Source organism: Desmospora activa DSM 45169 (assembly GCF_003046315.1).
Classification (GTDB): Bacteria; Bacillota; Bacilli; order Thermoactinomycetales; family DSM-45169; genus Desmospora; species Desmospora activa.
The window spans coordinates 125850-144090 of record NZ_PZZP01000001.1 but is presented as its reverse complement, the minus strand read 5'-3'; the positions used below and the strand labels follow the sequence as shown (position 1 = coordinate 144090).

16 protein-coding genes are annotated in these 18241 nt (G+C 49.0%); 6 read left to right on the top strand and 10 right to left on the bottom strand.

Annotated features, from left to right (window positions below; genetic code table 11):
• Nucleotides 1-65: 65 nt before the first annotated feature.
• Nucleotides 66-497 carry a ferritin-like domain-containing protein gene (locus tag C8J48_RS00665; protein WP_107724477.1) on the bottom strand — a complete coding sequence of 144 codons (432 nt, stop codon included), beginning with the start codon at nucleotides 495-497 and terminating at the stop codon, nucleotides 66-68.
• A gap of 125 nt (nucleotides 498-622) precedes the next feature.
• On the opposite strand from C8J48_RS00665, the gene mnmL reads away from it, so the two are divergent.
• Complete coding sequence (gene mnmL, locus C8J48_RS00660) at nucleotides 623-1621, top strand: tRNA modification radical SAM protein MnmL/YtqA (RefSeq protein WP_107724476.1); 999 nt, start codon at nucleotides 623-625, stop codon at nucleotides 1619-1621.
• Entirely contained in the window at nucleotides 1621-2184 is a 564-nt protein-coding gene (mnmM, locus tag C8J48_RS00655; protein ID WP_245891022.1) for a tRNA 5-(aminomethyl)-2-thiouridylate-methyltransferase MnmM, read from the top strand. Before mnmL ends, mnmM begins: the two co-directional genes overlap by 1 nt.
• Before the next feature lie 295 nt (nucleotides 2185-2479).
• Here the strand turns inward: mnmM and C8J48_RS00650 are convergent, their stop codons facing one another.
• The 7 genes from C8J48_RS00650 to C8J48_RS00625 all read right to left on the bottom strand — a co-directional run bounded on the left by C8J48_RS00650 (nucleotide 2480) and on the right by C8J48_RS00625 (nucleotide 11311).
• The gene (locus C8J48_RS00650; protein ID WP_107724474.1) at nucleotides 2480-4024 is read right to left on the bottom strand and encodes a protein kinase domain-containing protein; all 1545 of its coding nucleotides are present in this window, start codon (nucleotides 4022-4024) and stop codon (nucleotides 2480-2482) included.
• A 112-nt stretch (nucleotides 4025-4136) separates the two neighbouring features.
• Nucleotides 4137-5657, bottom strand: a complete 1521-nt coding sequence (locus tag C8J48_RS00645) for a protein kinase domain-containing protein (RefSeq protein WP_107724473.1) — start codon at nucleotides 5655-5657, stop codon at nucleotides 4137-4139.
• Between the two features lie 273 nt (nucleotides 5658-5930).
• Nucleotides 5931-6176, bottom strand: coding sequence for a hypothetical protein (locus C8J48_RS18505; protein WP_146160427.1), 246 nt, complete (start codon nucleotides 6174-6176; stop codon nucleotides 5931-5933).
• A gap of 213 nt (nucleotides 6177-6389) precedes the next feature.
• On the bottom strand, nucleotides 6390-6959 hold the full coding sequence (locus C8J48_RS00640) for a hypothetical protein (protein WP_107724472.1): 570 nt from the start codon (nucleotides 6957-6959) through the stop codon (nucleotides 6390-6392).
• Nucleotides 6960-7196: 237 nt separating this feature from the next.
• A complete protein-coding gene (locus C8J48_RS00635) occupies nucleotides 7197-9044 on the bottom strand; it encodes a protein kinase domain-containing protein (protein WP_107724471.1) in 1848 nt (615 codons plus the stop codon).
• 240 nt (nucleotides 9045-9284) lie between these two features.
• On the bottom strand, nucleotides 9285-10745 hold the full coding sequence (locus C8J48_RS00630; RefSeq protein WP_107724470.1) for a protein kinase domain-containing protein: 1461 nt from the start codon (nucleotides 10743-10745) through the stop codon (nucleotides 9285-9287).
• Nucleotides 10746-10939: 194 nt separating this feature from the next.
• Nucleotides 10940-11311 (bottom strand): S1 RNA-binding domain-containing protein, encoded by a 372-nt coding sequence (locus C8J48_RS00625; RefSeq protein WP_107724469.1) that lies wholly within the window; start codon nucleotides 11309-11311, stop codon nucleotides 10940-10942.
• A 213-nt stretch (nucleotides 11312-11524) separates the two neighbouring features.
• Between C8J48_RS00625 and pckA the strand changes: the two genes are divergently transcribed.
• Complete coding sequence (gene pckA, locus C8J48_RS00620; RefSeq protein ID WP_107724468.1) at nucleotides 11525-13108, top strand: phosphoenolpyruvate carboxykinase (ATP); 1584 nt, start codon at nucleotides 11525-11527, stop codon at nucleotides 13106-13108.
• A gap of 44 nt (nucleotides 13109-13152) precedes the next feature.
• Here the strand turns inward: pckA and C8J48_RS00615 are convergent, their stop codons facing one another.
• Nucleotides 13153-13620, bottom strand: a complete 468-nt coding sequence (locus C8J48_RS00615) for a thermonuclease family protein (protein ID WP_107724467.1) — start codon at nucleotides 13618-13620, stop codon at nucleotides 13153-13155.
• 309 nt (nucleotides 13621-13929) lie between these two features.
• Here C8J48_RS00615 and C8J48_RS00610 point away from each other — a divergent pair, with 309 nt between their 5' ends.
• The 3 genes from C8J48_RS00610 to C8J48_RS00600 are packed head-to-tail and all read left to right on the top strand — an operon-like array spanning nucleotide 13930 to nucleotide 17851.
• Nucleotides 13930-15519: a spore germination protein gene (locus C8J48_RS00610; protein ID WP_107724466.1), complete on the top strand. Its 1590-nt coding sequence runs from the start codon at nucleotides 13930-13932 to the stop codon at nucleotides 15517-15519.
• Entirely contained in the window at nucleotides 15512-16720 is a 1209-nt protein-coding gene (locus C8J48_RS00605; RefSeq protein WP_170105027.1) for a Ger(x)C family spore germination protein, read from the top strand. The genes C8J48_RS00610 and C8J48_RS00605 overlap by 8 nt, the downstream gene beginning before the upstream one ends.
• A gap of 6 nt (nucleotides 16721-16726) precedes the next feature.
• Nucleotides 16727-17851 carry a GerAB/ArcD/ProY family transporter gene (locus C8J48_RS00600; protein ID WP_107724464.1) on the top strand — a complete coding sequence of 375 codons (1125 nt, stop codon included), beginning with the start codon at nucleotides 16727-16729 and terminating at the stop codon, nucleotides 17849-17851.
• On the opposite strand, the gene C8J48_RS00595 is transcribed toward C8J48_RS00600, so the two are convergent.
• The gene (locus C8J48_RS00595) at nucleotides 17811-18029 is read right to left on the bottom strand and encodes a YczF family membrane protein (RefSeq protein ID WP_107724463.1); all 219 of its coding nucleotides are present in this window, start codon (nucleotides 18027-18029) and stop codon (nucleotides 17811-17813) included. The genes C8J48_RS00600 and C8J48_RS00595 overlap by 41 nt on opposite strands.
• Nucleotides 18030-18241: the final 212 nt, after the last annotated feature.

The following is an 18241-nucleotide window of genomic DNA, read 5'->3' as shown; positions in this document are numbered from 1 at the left end:
TTCCAGCATACCCGGCATACAAAAAAACCGCAACACATGACGCGTTGCGGTTTTTCACTCATTCCTTATAAGCGAGGATCGTTCAACAAGCGCTGCAACTCTTCCTTATGGTTGGACTCATCGGCCACCATATCCTCTAAATCCACCTTTAAACCGTACTGGGCGGCTTTTTCCGCTTGCTCAATCCGTTTCATATAGCGATGAATGGTAGCATCCTCATCAGCGATGGCATTTTCCAACATTTCCCTTACGCTGGAAGTCTGCTTTACCTCCGCCGGCTGTACGACCGGTACTCCACCCAGAGCGGCAACTTTCTCCGATAGGTAACTGGCGTGACGAATTTCATCCTGAGCTTCTTCTTCAAAAAACGATTTTAAGACTGGACGGGCTAAACCGGAAACAACGGCAGCATTGTACGTATACGAGATAACCGCTGCATACTCATATGCCAGATCTTCATTCAGTCCGTCGATCAATGTTTGGATATCCGAATTCAAGTATATCTGCTCCTTTCCAGCTGACTCTATAAATATTTTTTCCCAGTCATCGCTGAATCAAACTTGGGATCTCACCACCATGGTGTATAATGGGGAAAGATCGCTTTTATAAGGATGGGTTGTATATGTACGCACCAAAACAACAGAAACCAATTCCTCTCACATGGGGGGATAAACGTTACCATACATGGAACCACCACCTGCGCAGCCACTTCGGAGAAAAGATCTTTAAAGTTCCCTTGGATGGTGGCTTTACTTGTCCCAACCGGGATGGAACTGTCGCCTCCGGTGGCTGCACCTTCTGTAGTCCGCGCGGCTCTGGCGATTTTGCTGGAGATCGACGGCAAGATTTGGTGGAACAGTTTCAACGGGTAAAAGAGCGCATGCACCAAAAATGGCCGCAAGCGAAATATCTCGGTTATTTTCAGGCATTTAGCAATACCTATGCACCGGCGGAGGAACTTCGCCCCATGTATGAATGCATTTTGGAGCAGGAAAATGTGATCGGCCTCTCCATCGCCACCCGGCCGGACTGCTTGCCGGACGATGTGCTGGATTTATTGGAAGAATTAAATGAGCGCACCTATCTCTGGGTGGAGCTGGGCTTGCAGACGGTGCATGACTCCACCTCGGACCTAATCAATCGCGGACACGATTACGCCTGTTTTTTAGAAGGAGTCGCCAAGCTGCGACAGCGAAATATCCGCACCTGCGCCCACATCATTTACGGTCTGCCGCAGGAAACGCCGGAGATGATGCTGGAGACGGGTCGTGCCTGTGCCAATATGGATATCCAAGGCATCAAGATCCATTCCCTCCATCTGTTGAAAAAAACACCGATGGTCAAACAATACAAACAGGGACTGCTTCAGTTTTTGGATCGGGACACCTATGTACGCTTAGTGGTGGATACGTTGGAACTGTTGCCACCGCAGATGGTGATTCACCGAGTGACAGGGGACGGCCCGCCGGATCTGATGATCGGGCCGATGTGGAGTACAAAAAAATGGGAGGCGCTCAACGCCATCGACGATGAGCTAAAGCGGCGCCATTCCTGGCAAGGGAAAAAATGGTCTCCTGCTACCCCCTCACTCTTACCGCAATGGGTAGGTGAAAAAGCCTGATGCTTCCCGGTATTTTGCAACAAACCCACCAATGGGTGGCGGAACGCCTCCCCCCCGGTGGAATCGCCGTCGACGCTACCCTGGGAAACGGCCATGACATTCGCTTTTTGGCCGATCACGTGGGCGATGCCGGACGGGTTTTTGGATTTGACATACAGGAAGAAGCGGTTCGACGCAGCCGCTTACGTTTGGAAAAAGAGTCCTTGGATGGCCGTGTCACGCTCTTTCACGACAGCCACGAAAAGATAAAATTTCATCTCTACAACCGCAGCATTCTCCATATAGATGCCGTCATGTTCAATTTGGGCTACCTCCCTCATGGCGACAAAACGATCACCACCCAAACCGACACCACCCTGGATGCGATGCGGCAAGCGGTGGATATGCTCAACCCCGGCGGCATCCTGACCGCCGTCCTCTACACCGGCCACCCTGGCGGTCGCGAAGAAGCAGAGCAGGTATTGGCGTGGATGAAACAGCTGGATACCGACTATCAAACCGTTCAATATCAAGTTCTCAACCGCGAGCATGCCCCGATATTGACTGCGGTATGTAAGGGATAAGGGGGATGGGGTATAATCTTACTATCACTCGAAAAAACCCGATATCTCTAAATGAAGTCTGACAATTTTTTGGTAGAATCATATTCGCTCGTTGAAAACTGAAGATATGCTACCGAAAATCGGTCTGTAGTGTAAAATCTTCAACCACCCGTCTCTTTGAAGTTGCGAAAACCAAGCTAAGGTAGCAGAGCATTTTTTGTTTTCACCGTGGGACCTACGGGTAGAGCCTGCTAAGATAACTGGTCGTTGGGACTACTGCTCGCAGGAATCCCCTGCGTTTACGCATCGGGAGCGGTCAATCTTTTACCACTGTAAATTCTCGATCGCTGTCCACCGGCAGCGCATCAAGCTCACTTTGGTGAAAATGTGGCGAGATTTTATAGGTTCCTGGGGGGAAGCTTTCCCAATCGGGGATGGTAAACGAAAATGTGTCCCAGTATTTTTCTTCGGATTGATAATGCTGGTAGTATTCTGGCGTATCATCTTTAAACACCCAGATACGAAAATACCCTTCCCCCGGTTGGGTCGCTTTGGCCCGTACCGTCCATGTTGCTTCATCGAAAAATTCCTCAAACTGGGGGACCACCCTTTCCTCTGGTTGCTGCTGTGAAGGGGGAGTGGTAGAGGAAGGCGGGGAATCGTTTTCCTTTTTTTCGTCGGCTGCAGATTGATTCTTCTCAGTCTGGTCGGATGGCTGTTGTTGCTCCCCAGTCTCAGCCTCTGCCGTAACCTCTTGTTCCTGACCGTCTGTTTGCTCCTCCTTTTCTGCTACACCTGCAACTTCCCGCGGCTGTTGGGGCCCATTCTCCCCTCCCTGTGTTTGTACTAATTCCCCGCCTACCCACAGGATAAAAAACGATACCAACACCAGGGGCAATCCGATACCTAACCCAAACCAAAGCCTTCGTTTATGTAGCCACTCGCGCCACCCTTTTCCCTTACCTGATGCAGCATTAGCCACCATCCCTCCCTCCTCCGAAACGGCGGAAACAGGAGCAAAGGCTTGCACCGGTTGGCGCGGAATGTCGAGAAAAGCTTGTTCCAACTCCGCTTTCATCTCTGCTGTGGATTGATAGCGCGTATCGCTCGATTTTTCCATGGCGCGGGCGATCACATGGCACACTCCGTCGGGCAAATCGAGGTTCCATCGGCGCGGATCTGGAATCGGATCGCGCAAATGGGACAAGGCGATGGCAATCCCTTCCTCACTGTTAAAAGGAGGGGTTCCCGTCACCATTTCGTACAAGACCACGCCTAAGGAATACACATCGCTCTGGGGGCCTACCGTTTTACCCTGGGCCTGCTCCGGAGAAAAATAATGAACCGATCCCATCACCTGTCCTGACTGGGTTAGCGCTGTCGCCCCATGACGTTGTGCAATCCCAAAATCACCCAACTTAAACTGTCCGGTGGCGGTCGCCATCATATTGTGCGGTTTGATATCGCGATGGATGATTCCCTGTTGGTGAGCATGTTCCAATCCATCGCAGATCTGGATCGCAATCTCCACCGCTTCACGGGCCGGTATCATTCCCCGTTCCGCAATGCGATCCATCAAGGAAGCTCCTTCCATATACTCCATCACAATATAGTAAATCTCATCTTCTTGCCCAACATCATAAATCGCGATGATATGAGGATGAGAGAGGCTAGCCGCCGCTTGCGCCTCCCGTTCAAAACGGCGAATAAAATCCGTATCATGACCCAGCTCATCGTCCAGCACTTTGATTGCCACTTGCCGCTCCAGCAATCGGTCCTGCGCCAAGTAGACAACAGCCATCCCCCCACCGCCTAGCTGACGCAAAATTTCATAGCGTTGTCCCAACAGCTTCCCTTCCATGTACGAACCCCCTCCTTTCTTACATGTTGTCTCTCCCGCAAAGCCAGTTGATAAACCAATTTCGGCTAAGGAAGAAGGATCTTTTTATTAACCAATACAGATAATTCTCCCATCATTCATCCCCATTGTTTACGCCTTCTTTTTCCACGGTAAACAGGTCAATATAATCCCCCGTATCGACACCTTTGCGCATAAAGTACACATCGATCTCATATTTGCCAGGCTCGTAGTTATCCCATTCCGGAAAACGGTAACGCAGCTGACTCCAGCGTTTCTCCTCTGACGTATAATTGTCGTACATCTCACCTCGATGATATACGCTGATCGCAAAAGTTCCCTCCTGCTCTTGACCGCTCACTTGGAGAGTGCCGGTCTGATCATCGAAGGTAGCCTTCCACCCTGGATCAACAGGAGGTGGCTGTTCTTGATCGGGGGTAGGGGTCGGTTCTACTTCCCTTCGTTCCTTCTCCTCTTCCGCCTCTGCAACCACTTCTTCCTCTTGCTCCACCTCTTCTTCCGGCTCGTCAATGACCGCTTTCTCCTCGTCATCCGCGGTTTCCGGCGGTGGGAAAACGGATGCCGTTTCTGATGGGGTTGATTCATCGAGGGTATTTGAATCGTGCGATTGAATCAAAAAGAAGCATAATAGCATTACACAAGCCATGCCGGTACCCAGTCCAAACCAAACTCTTCGCTTCCCTAAAATCTCTTTCCATCTGTCGTTTTTTTTGTCGCCCACTTCTTCCAGGGCTCTATCCGTACGATCGCTTCCCGTCACTTTCGCTTCAGCGGATAAAGATAGAATAGTTCCGCGAAAAGGAACGGTAAACGCCTGTTCCAAATCGGCTTTCATCTCCGCTGCCGATGGGTAACGCTCCTCTTTTGATTTGGCCATGGCACGGGCGATCACATGGCACACCCCCTCAGGCAACTCCGGATCCCAGTCGCGCGGATTCGGCACCGGTTCCTCCAGATGTTTTAGTGCGATGGCAACTGCTTCATCGCCATCATAGGGCAGCACACCCGTTACCACGTAAAATAGAACCACCCCGAGGGAGTAAATGTCGCTCTGTTTTGTAATATCCCGCCCTCGTGCTTGTTCGGGGGAAAAATAATGGATGGAACCGATCACGGCTCCCGTCTGCGTAATGGCAGTAGCCCCGCTTAAGCGAGAAATCCCAAAATCCCCTAGCTTAAACTGCCCGTCGGCGGTAGCCATGATATTGTGGGGCTTAATGTCGCGATGGATCACTCCCTGTTGGTGAGCATGTTCCAATCCATCGCAGATCTGGATCGCAATCTCCACCGCCTCACGGGTGGCAAGCTTTCCTTTCGCGATGCGATCCATCAGAGAAGCACCTTCCATATATTCCATTACCATATAGTGAATATCGTCTTCCCGACCGACATCATAAACCTTGATTACACCGGGATGGGACATACTGGCCACCGCTTTGGCTTCCCGGTTAAAACGGCGAACCAAGTCCTCATCCCGGCTGAGGGCTTTTTTTAACACTTTGACCGCTACCCGTCTGTCTAGAAAACGATCTTGTGCCAGGTAGACGACTGCCATCCCGCCGCCACCGAGACGGTGGAGAATTTCGTACCGACCTCCCAGTGTTTTCCCTTCCAAGGTGATCATCCTCTCTTTAAACAGCGGACCGAAATCGCGCTCGCTGCTAAAGATTTTACCATTCCATGTGTCCCGGAAAAACGCATTTGTACAAAAGTACACCTCTGGAAATAGAAAAGGCCGCTAAACGCGGCCATAAAACCATCCATTAATGATACATGAGTACTAGAGCATCTTGATCAATGCCCGTAATGCGTCTTTATCGGGTTATGATGATGGTGTCGTTTCCTGCGTTATCGAGACGTTTTACTAACCATTACCAACGGGTTAGATCTAGAATAGATTTTCTAAGGAATGTAAAAATTCTATTCTCTTGAGAGAAATATAATAATAAAAATCAGGAACATAGGGGGAATAGCTGAAAATCATTTCGTCTATAAAAACGCCAAATATAAGGTAGCCAACAAGCATCACAATGACCATCAACCCAAGTAAAACTGCCCCACACCCAATCGCCACGAAACACCCTGTTTTTCCTCTGCTTTTTTTCCCGGAGTTTTGCCGTTCACTTGCACCCAAGGTTAACACCTTCTTTAATATACTAAAATTGGCTTGATGACTTCTTGACTTCAACTCAGTCGGAGACACTGGGAATGTGAGGCTGACGCCATATCCGGTCATCAGCACCGAAAACAGGAAGAAGGTTAGGGCAAGTCCATCAATACTTGCCCTTGGTTCAACGACACCGTGCCAGCATCTCGCCTTTTTAAATGCAGCTTTGTGGTCACACGATTACTCAATCGTTTCTAACAAATATTCCGTGCGTTCTGAACCATCCGGTTTATAAAAAGCGACTTTGATCAAGCCTTGCTCTGGAACATCATCCGACATCATACTCACGGAGACCGTTACTTCTTCTTTTTCTTCACCGAAAGACCCTGTGCCAACATTCTTTTCGCTTACGGTTCGTATGCCTTTGCGATCAGCGACAATAATGTCGTAATGAAACACGAACGAAACCAGACTCTCTCGATCATGGGCATCTAATGTTACTTCATAATTACCGTCTTCACCGGTATGAGCGAAGTTTTGAAAAGTATCATTTTCTTCACTATCGGGGATATCTTTCTTCCAATTATAAGCGTCACCGGCCTGACCAGCGCCGCCTTTACTATCATTGGAACCACCCTGGCCGATCAGTCCTTTACCAAATTCCATGATTGAATCACCAAACAGGAAGTACCCTCCAAGCAAAACAATGATTGTTAATACGATTAATATCGCCACACACCCGAGCGCCACAAAACACCCGATTTTTCCTCCACCTTTTTTTCTGGAGCTCTGTTGTCCATTTGGACTCAAGGTTGTCACCCACTTTCATCAATACTAAAATTAGCTTGATTACCATCGGTACCCCTGAGGGCAGGTGTGCACGACTCCAAATTAACGGAGACACTGGGTATTCAAGACGGCCACTTCATGTGGTTACCAACAGCAATACAAAATATGAAACAAGGGCAAGTCCACACTTGCCCTTGACTCAACGACACCTGTGCCAGTAGTGTCTCTCTTTAAATGTTCTTCGCTACTCTATGCTTACTAAAATTCTTCCAACAGATATTCCGTACGTTCTGAACCGTCCTGTTTATAATAAGCCACTTTGATCAAACCTCCCGGCCCAGGGAGTTCATCCTGTCGCACAAAGATCCAGTTCGATGTTCCTTCCCCATATGATATACCGGTCTGCTTTTCCCGAACGGTTCGTTCTCCATTTTGATCAGAGACGATCACATCGTAGTTATACGCAAAATCATCCATTTTCACATCTAACGTTACAGTATAATTGCCGTTTTCACCTTCATGAGAGAAGTTTTGAAAGGTATCGTTTCCTTCGTTCTCGGGGATATCCTGCTTCCAATTATAACCGTCTGCATCAGAGTCAGTGTCAGTGTCAGCGGAATCCCCATTTTCATCCACCTCATCTGCCTCAGTCTCATCAGACTGATCGTCATCAGCCTGTTCCGCATCGCTTTGATTAGGCTCGTCTTGGTATCCTCCACGAAATCCTTCATTAAACCCTTGTATGAAATCATTAAAAATAAAGTAACCGATAAACAAAATAATTGCCGTCAATCCGATCAATACCGACAGTATAGCCCCGCCCACCAGAAAGCACCCTGTTTTGTCCTTCTCTTTTTTGGGGGTGGAGGCTGTACGTGGAGGCGGTGTCTGCTGCCCGTGTCCGCTTGCATGTGGAGGTGGTGTCTGCTGCCCGTGTTTGCTTGCTTGCGGAGGCGGCGTCTGTTGGCCGTATCCGCTTGCTTGCGGAGGCGGCGTCTGTTGGTTGTGTCCGCTTGTTTGCGGAGGTGGCGCCTGCTGCCCGTATCCGCTTGCTTGCGGAGGCGGCGTCTGTTGGCCGTGTCCGCTTGTTTGCGGAGGTGGCGCCTGTTGGCCATTTTCGTTTGCTTGTGGAGGCGGTGTCTGTTGACCGTTTGGGTTCCAATAGGGAGGCGGTGTCTGTTGTCCGTTTGGGTTCCACCAATAGGGAGCTGGTGTCTGGTAATTTTTCCCCTCCGCTGCAGCAGCACTGTTCTCTCCCATTAACGGAAAGGGGTAACTCCCTGAAGTATGGTTATATAAAAAGTGTTGTAAGCTGACGATCATCTCTTGCGCCGTTTGAAACCGATCTTTTGGATCTTTCTCCATCGCCCGATAGATGATTTGGCAAAAGGACTCAGGGATGTCCGGCTGAATCGCACGGGGGTCAGGCACCGGATCCTGTAAGTGTTGAAGGGCAATACCGATCGCTTCTTCACCATCAAAGGGAATGGTTCCCGTCACCATTTCATATAAGACGATACCGACCGAGTACAGATCCGAAGTGCTGTTCGTTTCCTTTCCTTTGGCTTGTTCAGGAGAAAAATAGTGGACTGTCCCAATTACTGAACCGGTTTGTGTAATGGTAGATGCCTTTGACACACGAGAAATTCCAAAATCGGTCACCTTAAAGCGCCCTTTATCATTAACCATGATATTGTGCGGTTTAATATCACGATGGACGATCCCGTTTTCATGGGCATGTTCCAAACCTTCTAACACCTGGATGGCGATTTGGGCCGCTTCCGAGGCCGGGAGAGAGCCACGCTCTTCGATCAGTTCCATTAAGCTTTTGCCCTTCACCAATTCCATTACGATATAATAGATGTCCTCTTCACTGTCGACATCATACACGTTGACGACGTTGGGATGGGACAGGCTCCCGGCAGCCTTGGCTTCCCGATGAAAACGTTTAATAAATCCTTGATCATGGCTGAGGGAATCATTCATCACCTTGACCGCAACCCGGCGTTCCAACGCCTGGTCGAGAGCCAGGTAAACCGTCGCCATCCCTCCGCCGCCAAGGCGTTCCAGGATTTCGTACCGTCCTCCCAGTACACTCCCTTCCAAACCGATCACCCTCTCTGTATGAACAGCGAACCGAAATCCCGCTCGATACTAGAAAGATTGTATCACTCCAGCCTATCTGGAAAAATATATTCGACCAAAAGTACGCTGCTAGCATTAGAAATAACCGCCGCTGATAATCGAAATGACCGACATCAATACACCACAAGCATTAAGCCGACAAGGCATCGAACATCTCCGAGCGCTTGTCGGCCCCTAACGAGATGACTGCGTTGTACACCTTTATTGCCCGAACGTTCCCAAATGGTGCTCTATACGATTGGAATCATCGGTATAGATTGCTAGCTTGATCAGCCCTTCTTCGGGAAGATCTTTATACGGCAGGGAGACCTGAAACTCAGCATCAGCGTAATCGTCACTTATACTGGTCCATACCGATTTCTTCTCTTCCAATGTGCGCTTTCCATTTCCATCGACTACAATCACATCGTAGAAAAAGTTCGATGCATTGGTCTCTAAAGAAATATGATAATTACCGTCTTCACCGGTATAGTTAATGCTGCGAAAGGTGTTGTTTTGTTCGTAAGGAGGGATATCCTGCTCCCAATTATAATCGCCTATCTCTTCCTCTGCCGCGTTTGAATCATGTTCTTCCGAATCACCATTATCTGCATGCTGAGTCGTATCCGTGCCAAGGAAATCAATCAAGGAACTGATACCGACCACCGTTAAGTACAAAAAAGCCGCCACCAACAATGCCCCGATCACCAGGAACCATCGCTTTTTTCCTCTCCGCTTTCTTTTTTCTGAGAAGCGCGTTTCCCTGAGAGAATCGGAATGGCGAGGGGGTGGGTCAAAGGAGCTTGTCTCTTCTTCCTGCTCCCATTTCTCAGCCTGCGGGGGAGCATGATAAGCGTTGACTGGTTGGCCGTTTAAAAAAGATTCTAAGTCCGTGATCATCTCTTGTGCCGACTGATACCGCGCTTGCGGATCTTTTTCCATCGCTCGAAAAATAATCTGACACAAGGCCTCTGGAATATCCGGTCGAATCACCCGTGGATCCGGAACCGGCTCCTGCAGATGCTTCAGGGCGATAGCAATCGCTTCATCACCGTCAAAAGGGAGTCTACCTGTTACCATTTCATATAAAACGACACCGACTGAATACAAATCCGATGATCGACTTGTCTCCGCTCCCTTGGCCTGTTCCGGAGAAAAATAATGAACCGACCCCATCACATATCCAGTCTGCGTAATGGTGGAAGCACGTGACAAACGAGAAACCCCAAAATCGGTCACCTTGTAGCGCCCATCGTGTGTTGCCATAATGTTGTGTGGTTTTACATCACGATGGACAATCCCGTTATCATGGGCGTGCCCCAATCCCTCTAGCATCTGGATGGCTATACGGACAGCCTCTGTGACCGGAAGAAAACTTCTTCCTTCGATCATTTCCATCAAACTGTTGCCCTTGACCAATTCCATTACAATATAATGGATATCTTGCTCACGGCCGACATCATACACATTGACGACGTTGGGGTGGGACAGGCTCCCGGCAGCTTTGGCTTCCCGCAGAAAACGTTTGATAAAGTCCTGATCATGGCTGAGGGAGTCATTCATCACCTTAACTGCAACACGGCGTTCCAGCGTCTGATCGACCGCCAGATAAACCGTCGCCATCCCGCCACCGCCGATACGATGCATGATTTCGTACCGTCCTCCCAACCGCTTCCCTTCCACCGGCATCCACCTTTCTTGCGTATGAATCCATCCATGTTGCAGAACAACATGGGATGATTTTCTGTTGATAAAGAGTGGTGCTTATTGATTCTATCATTTTATCCCAATTCAAAAAACAATCAATTTGTTGAGCGCAATAAAAAACACCTCCCGAAAGTACCGGAAGATGCCCCTTTATCCAAGCGCACAAACGCTTAGCGCCCCTTTTTTTGTTTGGCCGCCAATGCACTTAAACGCTCTTCGCTGCTTTTCATCCATTTTTTCATCATGTCCTCAAAATCCGGCGCGCCTCCGCGTCCGCGGCGTCCACGAGGGCCGCGAGGACGGTCGTCGCTGAGTGCTTTGATGGAGAGGGAGATTTTTCCGGATGGATCGATGGAAAGCACCTTTGCCTTCACGGTATCCCCCATGGATAATTCATCTTCCACTTTCTCCACAAATTTGGCGGAGATTTGGGAAATATGAATTAGACCAGTCTCCCCTGATTCCAACTTGACAAAAGCCCCAAAGGGTTTTATTGCGACGACTTCTCCGCTTACGACGGCTCCTTCCGCTAGCTGACTCATTCAAACACTCCCGCTAAGGTATTCATTCTGTATGAAGATACCACTTATTGCGGATGAAGTCAATGGGGAAAGAATCCAACCCCATACTCCCTTTTTACGATTAGTCCATCCTATTTCCAATATAACAGCAAATGTGTTATACTCTTTTCATCGTATTGATCAATATAGAACATTATCATACCAATAATGTAACGCAAAAGAAAGGATGGACTGATGGGTACCGAGGTTTCCGTAAACAACTCCGTCGATTGGTCATTTCAAGGATTGATCCACTCAAATCTGTCAACGTCTCAATTGGTTGAACAAGCGCTTCGTCGTGGGGAGGGAACCCTTACTTCCACAGGGGCCTTTTTGGCTACCACCGGAAAATATACGGGCCGCTCCCCCAAGGACAAATATCTGGTGGACGAACCGTCCAGTCACGATCAGATTGAGTGGGGCAGTGTCAATCGCCCGATGCAACCGGCCGTCTTTGACCGTTTATTGGAGCGGGTGCAACATTATTTGTCCGCAAAAGAAGTTTTCATCTTTGACGGTTATGCCGGTAATGATCCTCACTTTCGTTTGCCGTTGCGCGTCATCAATGAATATGCCTGGCATAATCTGTTTGTGCGACAGCTGTTTGTCCGCCCAACAGATCAAGAGCTAAAAGAACATCAACCCGCGTTTACCGTCATCAGTGCGCCCGGCTTTATGGCCGATCCGGAGAAAGACGGAACCCGCTCGGAAACATTTATCGCCGTCAGCTTAGAACGTCGTATCATCCTGATCGGCGGCACCCGCTACGCCGGTGAAATGAAAAAGTCGATTTTTAGCGTCATGAACTATCTGTTGCCGCAACAAGGTGTCTTGCCGATGCACTGTTCCGCTAACCGGGGTCCTACTGGTGACACCGCTCTCTTCTTTGGGCTGTCGGGCACAGGAAAAACTACACTGTCCGCCGACCCCGAACGGCAATTGATCGGGGATGACGAGCACGGTTGGTCTGACAATGGGATCTTTAACATTGAGGGCGGCTGTTATGCCAAATGCATCGGGTTGTCTCAAGAGAAAGAACCCCAGATCTGGAATGCGATTCAGTTTGGAACCGTATTAGAAAATGTCACCGTCGATCACCGTGGTGTGGCCGATTACAGCAGTAACACGCTCACGGAAAACACTCGGGCCGCCTATCCGGTGGAACATATCCCCGGCGCTCGCATCCCCGGTGTAGGGGGGCACCCGGAGACGATCTTATTTTTAACTGCCGACGCCTTCGGTGTACTCCCTCCCATTGCCAAACTGACACCGGAACAAGCCATGTACCACTTTTTATCCGGCTACACCAGCAAACTGGCCGGTACCGAACGGGGAGTGACGGAACCGGAAGCCACCTTCTCCACCTGTTTTGGAGCACCTTTTTTACCGCGGCCGGCCAAGGTATACGCAGAAATGTTGGGTGAAAAGATCGCTCGTCACCGCGCCAGGGTTTACCTGGTCAACACCGGCTGGTCTGGTGGCGCCTACGGTGTCGGGGAGCGCATGAAACTGGCCCACACCCGTGCGATGGTAAAAGCCGCTCTCAACGGCAGCCTCGATCAGGCCACTTTCACCCCTGATCCGGTGTTCGGCGTCTATGTACCCGACTCTTGCCCCGGCGTTCCTGCGAACATCCTGCAACCCCGTCGCACCTGGGCTGACCCGACCGCCTATGACCAAAAAGCGCAGGAACTGGCTCATCGCTTCCAAGAAAACTTCGCTCGGTTTACGGATGTAAGTGAAACGATTCAAAACGCAGGGCCCACTGTAAAAAGTTAAACCAGCTTCAAATAAGGATTCAGTGCTTTCAAGCACTGAATCCTTTAGTTTTCATCCGCTCCCCATATCCCAAGCTCATTTTTTTGAGCGACCTCTTGTGCATCCAGATACGCTTTCACTTTTTCTGGATACTTCTCTGCATATTTAGAGTCTTCGTCTACTCGTAAGTAGCCCTCTTCAATCAATGGAATGGCGATATCTTGATCATCCAGCGTTAAAAAAGCGGGGGCTGATAGATACTTCTCTTTGGCGGAGTCAATAATCGTCGCTGTAACCGTGTGGCCTTTATAGGAATTAAACGCTTTCCGTCCCATCTCTCTTTCTAACACTTCATCTTTTGGAAGTTGAACCAAAGCTAATCGAACTTTCTTTTCCGTGTCCCCGTTTTTCACATTAAAACTTAAACCGTCAACACCATAACTCACTCCATCCACATCCCCATGAAAAACTTCTTCAGATTGACATCCGATCATCATCGACAAGATCAGGACTAGAATAAAAATATTGCGCATTTCTCACAGCCCCTTTATTAAAATATAAAAAAATCAATATTTTTTGTTGATTGTTATTGTTAGTAAATGTTAGCATACAAATGAGGGAAATGGGCAAACATCAGAGGACAAATTAATGACGATGGATATTACTCCTTGACATGGGGTTATCGAACGAAGCTTCGCTCCAGTTTATAATCGTTAGATGGATTTGGCCGTGCGGTTTATCCGCACGGCTTTTTTTATTTATCACCTAAATCGAGGGTCGATGTTTAAAGAAGAATGATATGGAAGACAATAAACGGGATCAACAGGCGAGGAGCGATTTAAGTGCGTTCAAACGGTCGGCGGGAACGTCGCCGCAAACGGAGAAATCATCGACAGCAAGATTCGGTTCACAGTAATCAACCCACGCTTTTCCATGACTTGCACGCCAATCTGGAAAAAATCCGTGAAGAACTGGGTGAGAGCACCGATCTGGTCATTCGCCAATTCCAATCGAAGGGTGACAAACCCATTCCGTTTGCATTGGTATATATCGATGGATTGGTCAACAGTGATCGAATCGGCGATCTTATTATGAAATCCATGCTGTTGGAATCCGAAAGTTACCACCGCACGACACCGGAAAACACCTTTGCACGGGTAAAGACACGCATCTTAGCGATCGGTGAAATAAAAGCGGTTCATGATTGGGACCAATTGTTATTAAGCATTTTATCCGGAGAAACGGCTATTCTGATGGACGGTTGGAATGAAGCTTTTCGCTGTGCGACGAAAGGGGGAGAAAAGAGGGCGGTCGAGGAACCCAGTTCCCAAGCCTCTGTCCGTGGCCCTCGGGACAGCTTCACCGAATTGATCCGCACCAATACCGCCCTGGTTCGGCGACGGATAAAAAGTCCGCGTCTGCGACTGGAAACGAGGCAGATCGGAAAAGAAACACAGACTGACGTCGCCATTATGTACATCAACGGTATAGTAGACGAAAAGCTGGTAGCGGAAGTCCGGCAACGGCTGGATCAAATCGAAATCGATGGTGTACTAGAGTCAGGATATATCGAAGACCTGATCCGGGACGCCACCTTTTCTCCTTTTCCGACTGTATACGCATCGGAAAGACCTGATGTCATCGCCGGAAATTTATTGGAAGGACGGGTCGCCATCTTAGTGGATGGCACCCCTTTCGTGTTAGTTGTGCCGACGATTTTGGTGCAATTTTTTCAAACGCCGGAGGATTACTATCAAAACTTTAATCTCAGCATTTTTTTACGGTTTGTTCGCTATCTATCCTTTACGATTTCCATGTTGTTGCCTGCGCTTTATATCGCAGTAACCACCTATCACCAGGGAATGCTACCCACCCCGTTTTTGATCAGCCTGGCAGCCCAACGGGAGGCGATTCCCTTTCCCGCTTTTATCGAGGCACTCGTCATGGAAGTGATGTTTGAAGTGATGCGGGAAGCAGGAATCCGTTTGCCCCGCCCTGTGGGTCAAGCCGTATCCATTGTTGGAGCGATTGTATTGGGTGAAGCGGCGGTTCGAGCGGGCTTGGTCTCAGCAGCGATGGTAATCGTGGTAGCCATCACCGCTATCGCCAGTTTTACCGCCCCTTCCTACGGTTTTGCCATTCCCGCCCGCCTGCTGCGCTTTCTGTTCATGGTGGCTGGAGCTTCCTTTGGTTTATACGGCATTTTATTGTTGATCACCGCGGTTCTAGCCCATCTGTGTAGCCTTCGTTCCTTCGGAGTCCCTTATTTATCGCCGCTTGCCCCTTTTGTCTTGGCAGACCAAAAGGACACCGTATTCCGTGTTCCATGGTGGTCCATGATCCGGCGTCCCAAATCGATCCACGAAAAACCGATCCGAATGGCGGATGATTTACGCCCGACTCCCTCGAAAGAGCCAAAGGACGGTGAGTAATGTGATTCTTAAAAGGTGGATTACAGTCATCGTGGTCGTCTCGATGCTGACAACCGGTTGCTGGGGGCGACGTGAACTAAACGAACTGGGAATTATGGTCGGCATCGGGGTCGATCTGATCAAACCGGGATTGTACCGGGTTACCTACCAAGAAGTCAATCCATCCGGTGTCTCTCCACAGGGAGGGGGAGGATCGGCAGCCCCGATCAATACCTTTTCCACAACGGGACCGACGCTGGGTGTCGCCAACCGTAAAACGGCTCAGAAAATCTCGCGCCGGATTTTGACTCCCCATGTAAAAATACTGGTAATCGGGGAGAAAGCGGCCCGAGAAGAAGGGATTACAAAAATTATGGATTTGATCGAACGGGATGATAAATTTCGTTGGAACGCACAGTTACTCATTGCCAAGGACGACACAGCGGAAAACATTCTTAAAGTCTTAACCCCTATTCAAAAGATCTCGGCATTGCGATTATCGCAGCAGGTGGCAATGGGAGAAGAATTGTGGGGAGAAGATGTTGCCATCAATGCAATGGATGCCGCCCATGCGATTGCCAGTGCCGGGATGGAACCCGCCATTGGCGGAGTCGAATTAAAAGGCAATCCGAATGAGGGGGCTAAGGATACCAATATAACCAACTCCGCTCCGCCCGCCCATATCGACTTAAACGGAATGGCAATCTTCAAAGGAGACCGGCTCAAACATTGGATGAGAGAATCGGAGTCTCGTGGCTTGACCTGGGCTCTCAATAAAGTTAGCTCAACCATTGTCGTTATCGATTGCCCCCAAAACAAACCCGAACCGATCAATATCGAAATACTGCGTGCACAATCCAAACTAGAGCCGGAAATCGATGGGAAAAAGCCACGTTTTCACATCAAGATCCGTACAGAAGGAAAAGTTGCGGAGGTGCACTGTGCAGCTGACTTAGATAATCGAGCAATCATTGAGCGATTGGAAGAACGGACCGCCCAAGCGATCAAAAAGGACATAGAAGCAGCAGTAAAAGTGGCCCAAAAACATAAAAGCGATATTTTCGGCTTTGGTGAGGCCGTCCATCGCTCCGATCCCAAAAAATGGGATAAACTGAAAAAGAACTGGAACAACCGATTCGCCGAAAGTGATGTCGTTGTTGAGGTGGAAGCATTGCTACGCGGTACAGGGTTGATATCGAACCGTGTGAAAAAGAAGGGGTGAACATTCTTGGAAAAAGCAAAAATCGACCTTTACCAGTTTTTTACCTTGGTCGTTTTGCATATCGTTGGAACCTCTTTGGTCGTGGGACTGTGGACAAAGGCAGAACAGGACGCTTGGTTGACCATCCTGCTCGGCATGACCATTTGCCTTCCATTGATCCCGCTTTACATCTACTTTCACCATCGATATCCGACCCTTCCCCTCACGGGATATGCCCGAATCATTCTCGGCAAGCCCTTGGGAACGCTACTGGGCTATCTGTACATCATCTATTTCCTGTACGGGGCAGCTCGGAATTTACGGGATCTAGCTGACCTTCTCATCCTGTCCACCATGGAGAACTTACCGTTGTTAATCACCATGGTGCTGATGATGCTGGTCCTCATCTACGTCCTTTATCTAGGAATCGAAGTGGTGGCACGGCTAGGAGAAATCTATTTTGTTGTCATCATGCTATTCGGCGCGTTTGCGGTGATGTTAATATTTGCCTCTGGGATTGTAGATACCGATCGTCTGCAACCCATGTTGGAAAATGGATGGACAGCCGTGTTGAAACTCGCTCTTCCTTACCACATTATCCCTTTTGCTGAGATCATCGTATTTACGATGATTCTCCCCTATGTAAACCGACCCCAGTCCGTAATAAAAATGGGTCTGTGGGCAGTCATCTTTAGTGGTATTCTCCATTCCCTTATGGCCGTCCTCACGATCGCGGTGTTGGGTGCCGATCTTGCGGTGCGGTCCACCTTTCCGCTGCTGACCATGGTCAATATCATCAATGTAGCGGATGTTTTCCAAAACATGGAGATCATCTCTGTCTTCATTTTGATCAACGGGGTGTTTTTTCGGATCGCCCTTTACTTTTATAGCGCGTTAATCGGTTTGGCCGATCTGGCTAACATGCCGAAAAACCGGTTGGTGTTTCCGGTGGGAGTCGCGATCCTGCTTTTAGGCTGGATCGTAGCGGATAGCTTTACGGAGCATATGGAAGCGGGATGGGTCGTCATTCCGTATATTCATTTGCCCTTTACGATCCTGATCCCACTTCTTTTATGGGTCGTATCCCTGATCCGGAATCGCAAAAAACCGCTTACGATCGGGACGAGCGAATCTGGGAAAGGATCGGGGTGAGAACCAGCACGACTACCAAAATCATCAATATCCCTTTCTCCATTTTTTCCAAGGCGATAAAATTGTTGTTCAGTTTTGTCACAGCGGCAGGCCAATCCAACCCCAACAACAGATTGGTCACCATAGCGGCCGAAAAAACCGCCACAGCCAAAAACCCATAGATGAGCCATATTTTCATGGTTGCATTTCTCCAGAATGGGGATGTGCTATATACTTTTTATTATTTCCGCACAAAAAAGAAATAAGCCCCATAAGCGGGACTTTCAGTTTGACCACAAATTAGACCTGCATTCCGCCTTCCATTGGCCTCAAATCCCTATAAGCGGGGCTCTCAACCTCTGCTACTACACCTTTCCCTTCTATCGATGCAGTCGGTTCAATAGGGGGTGT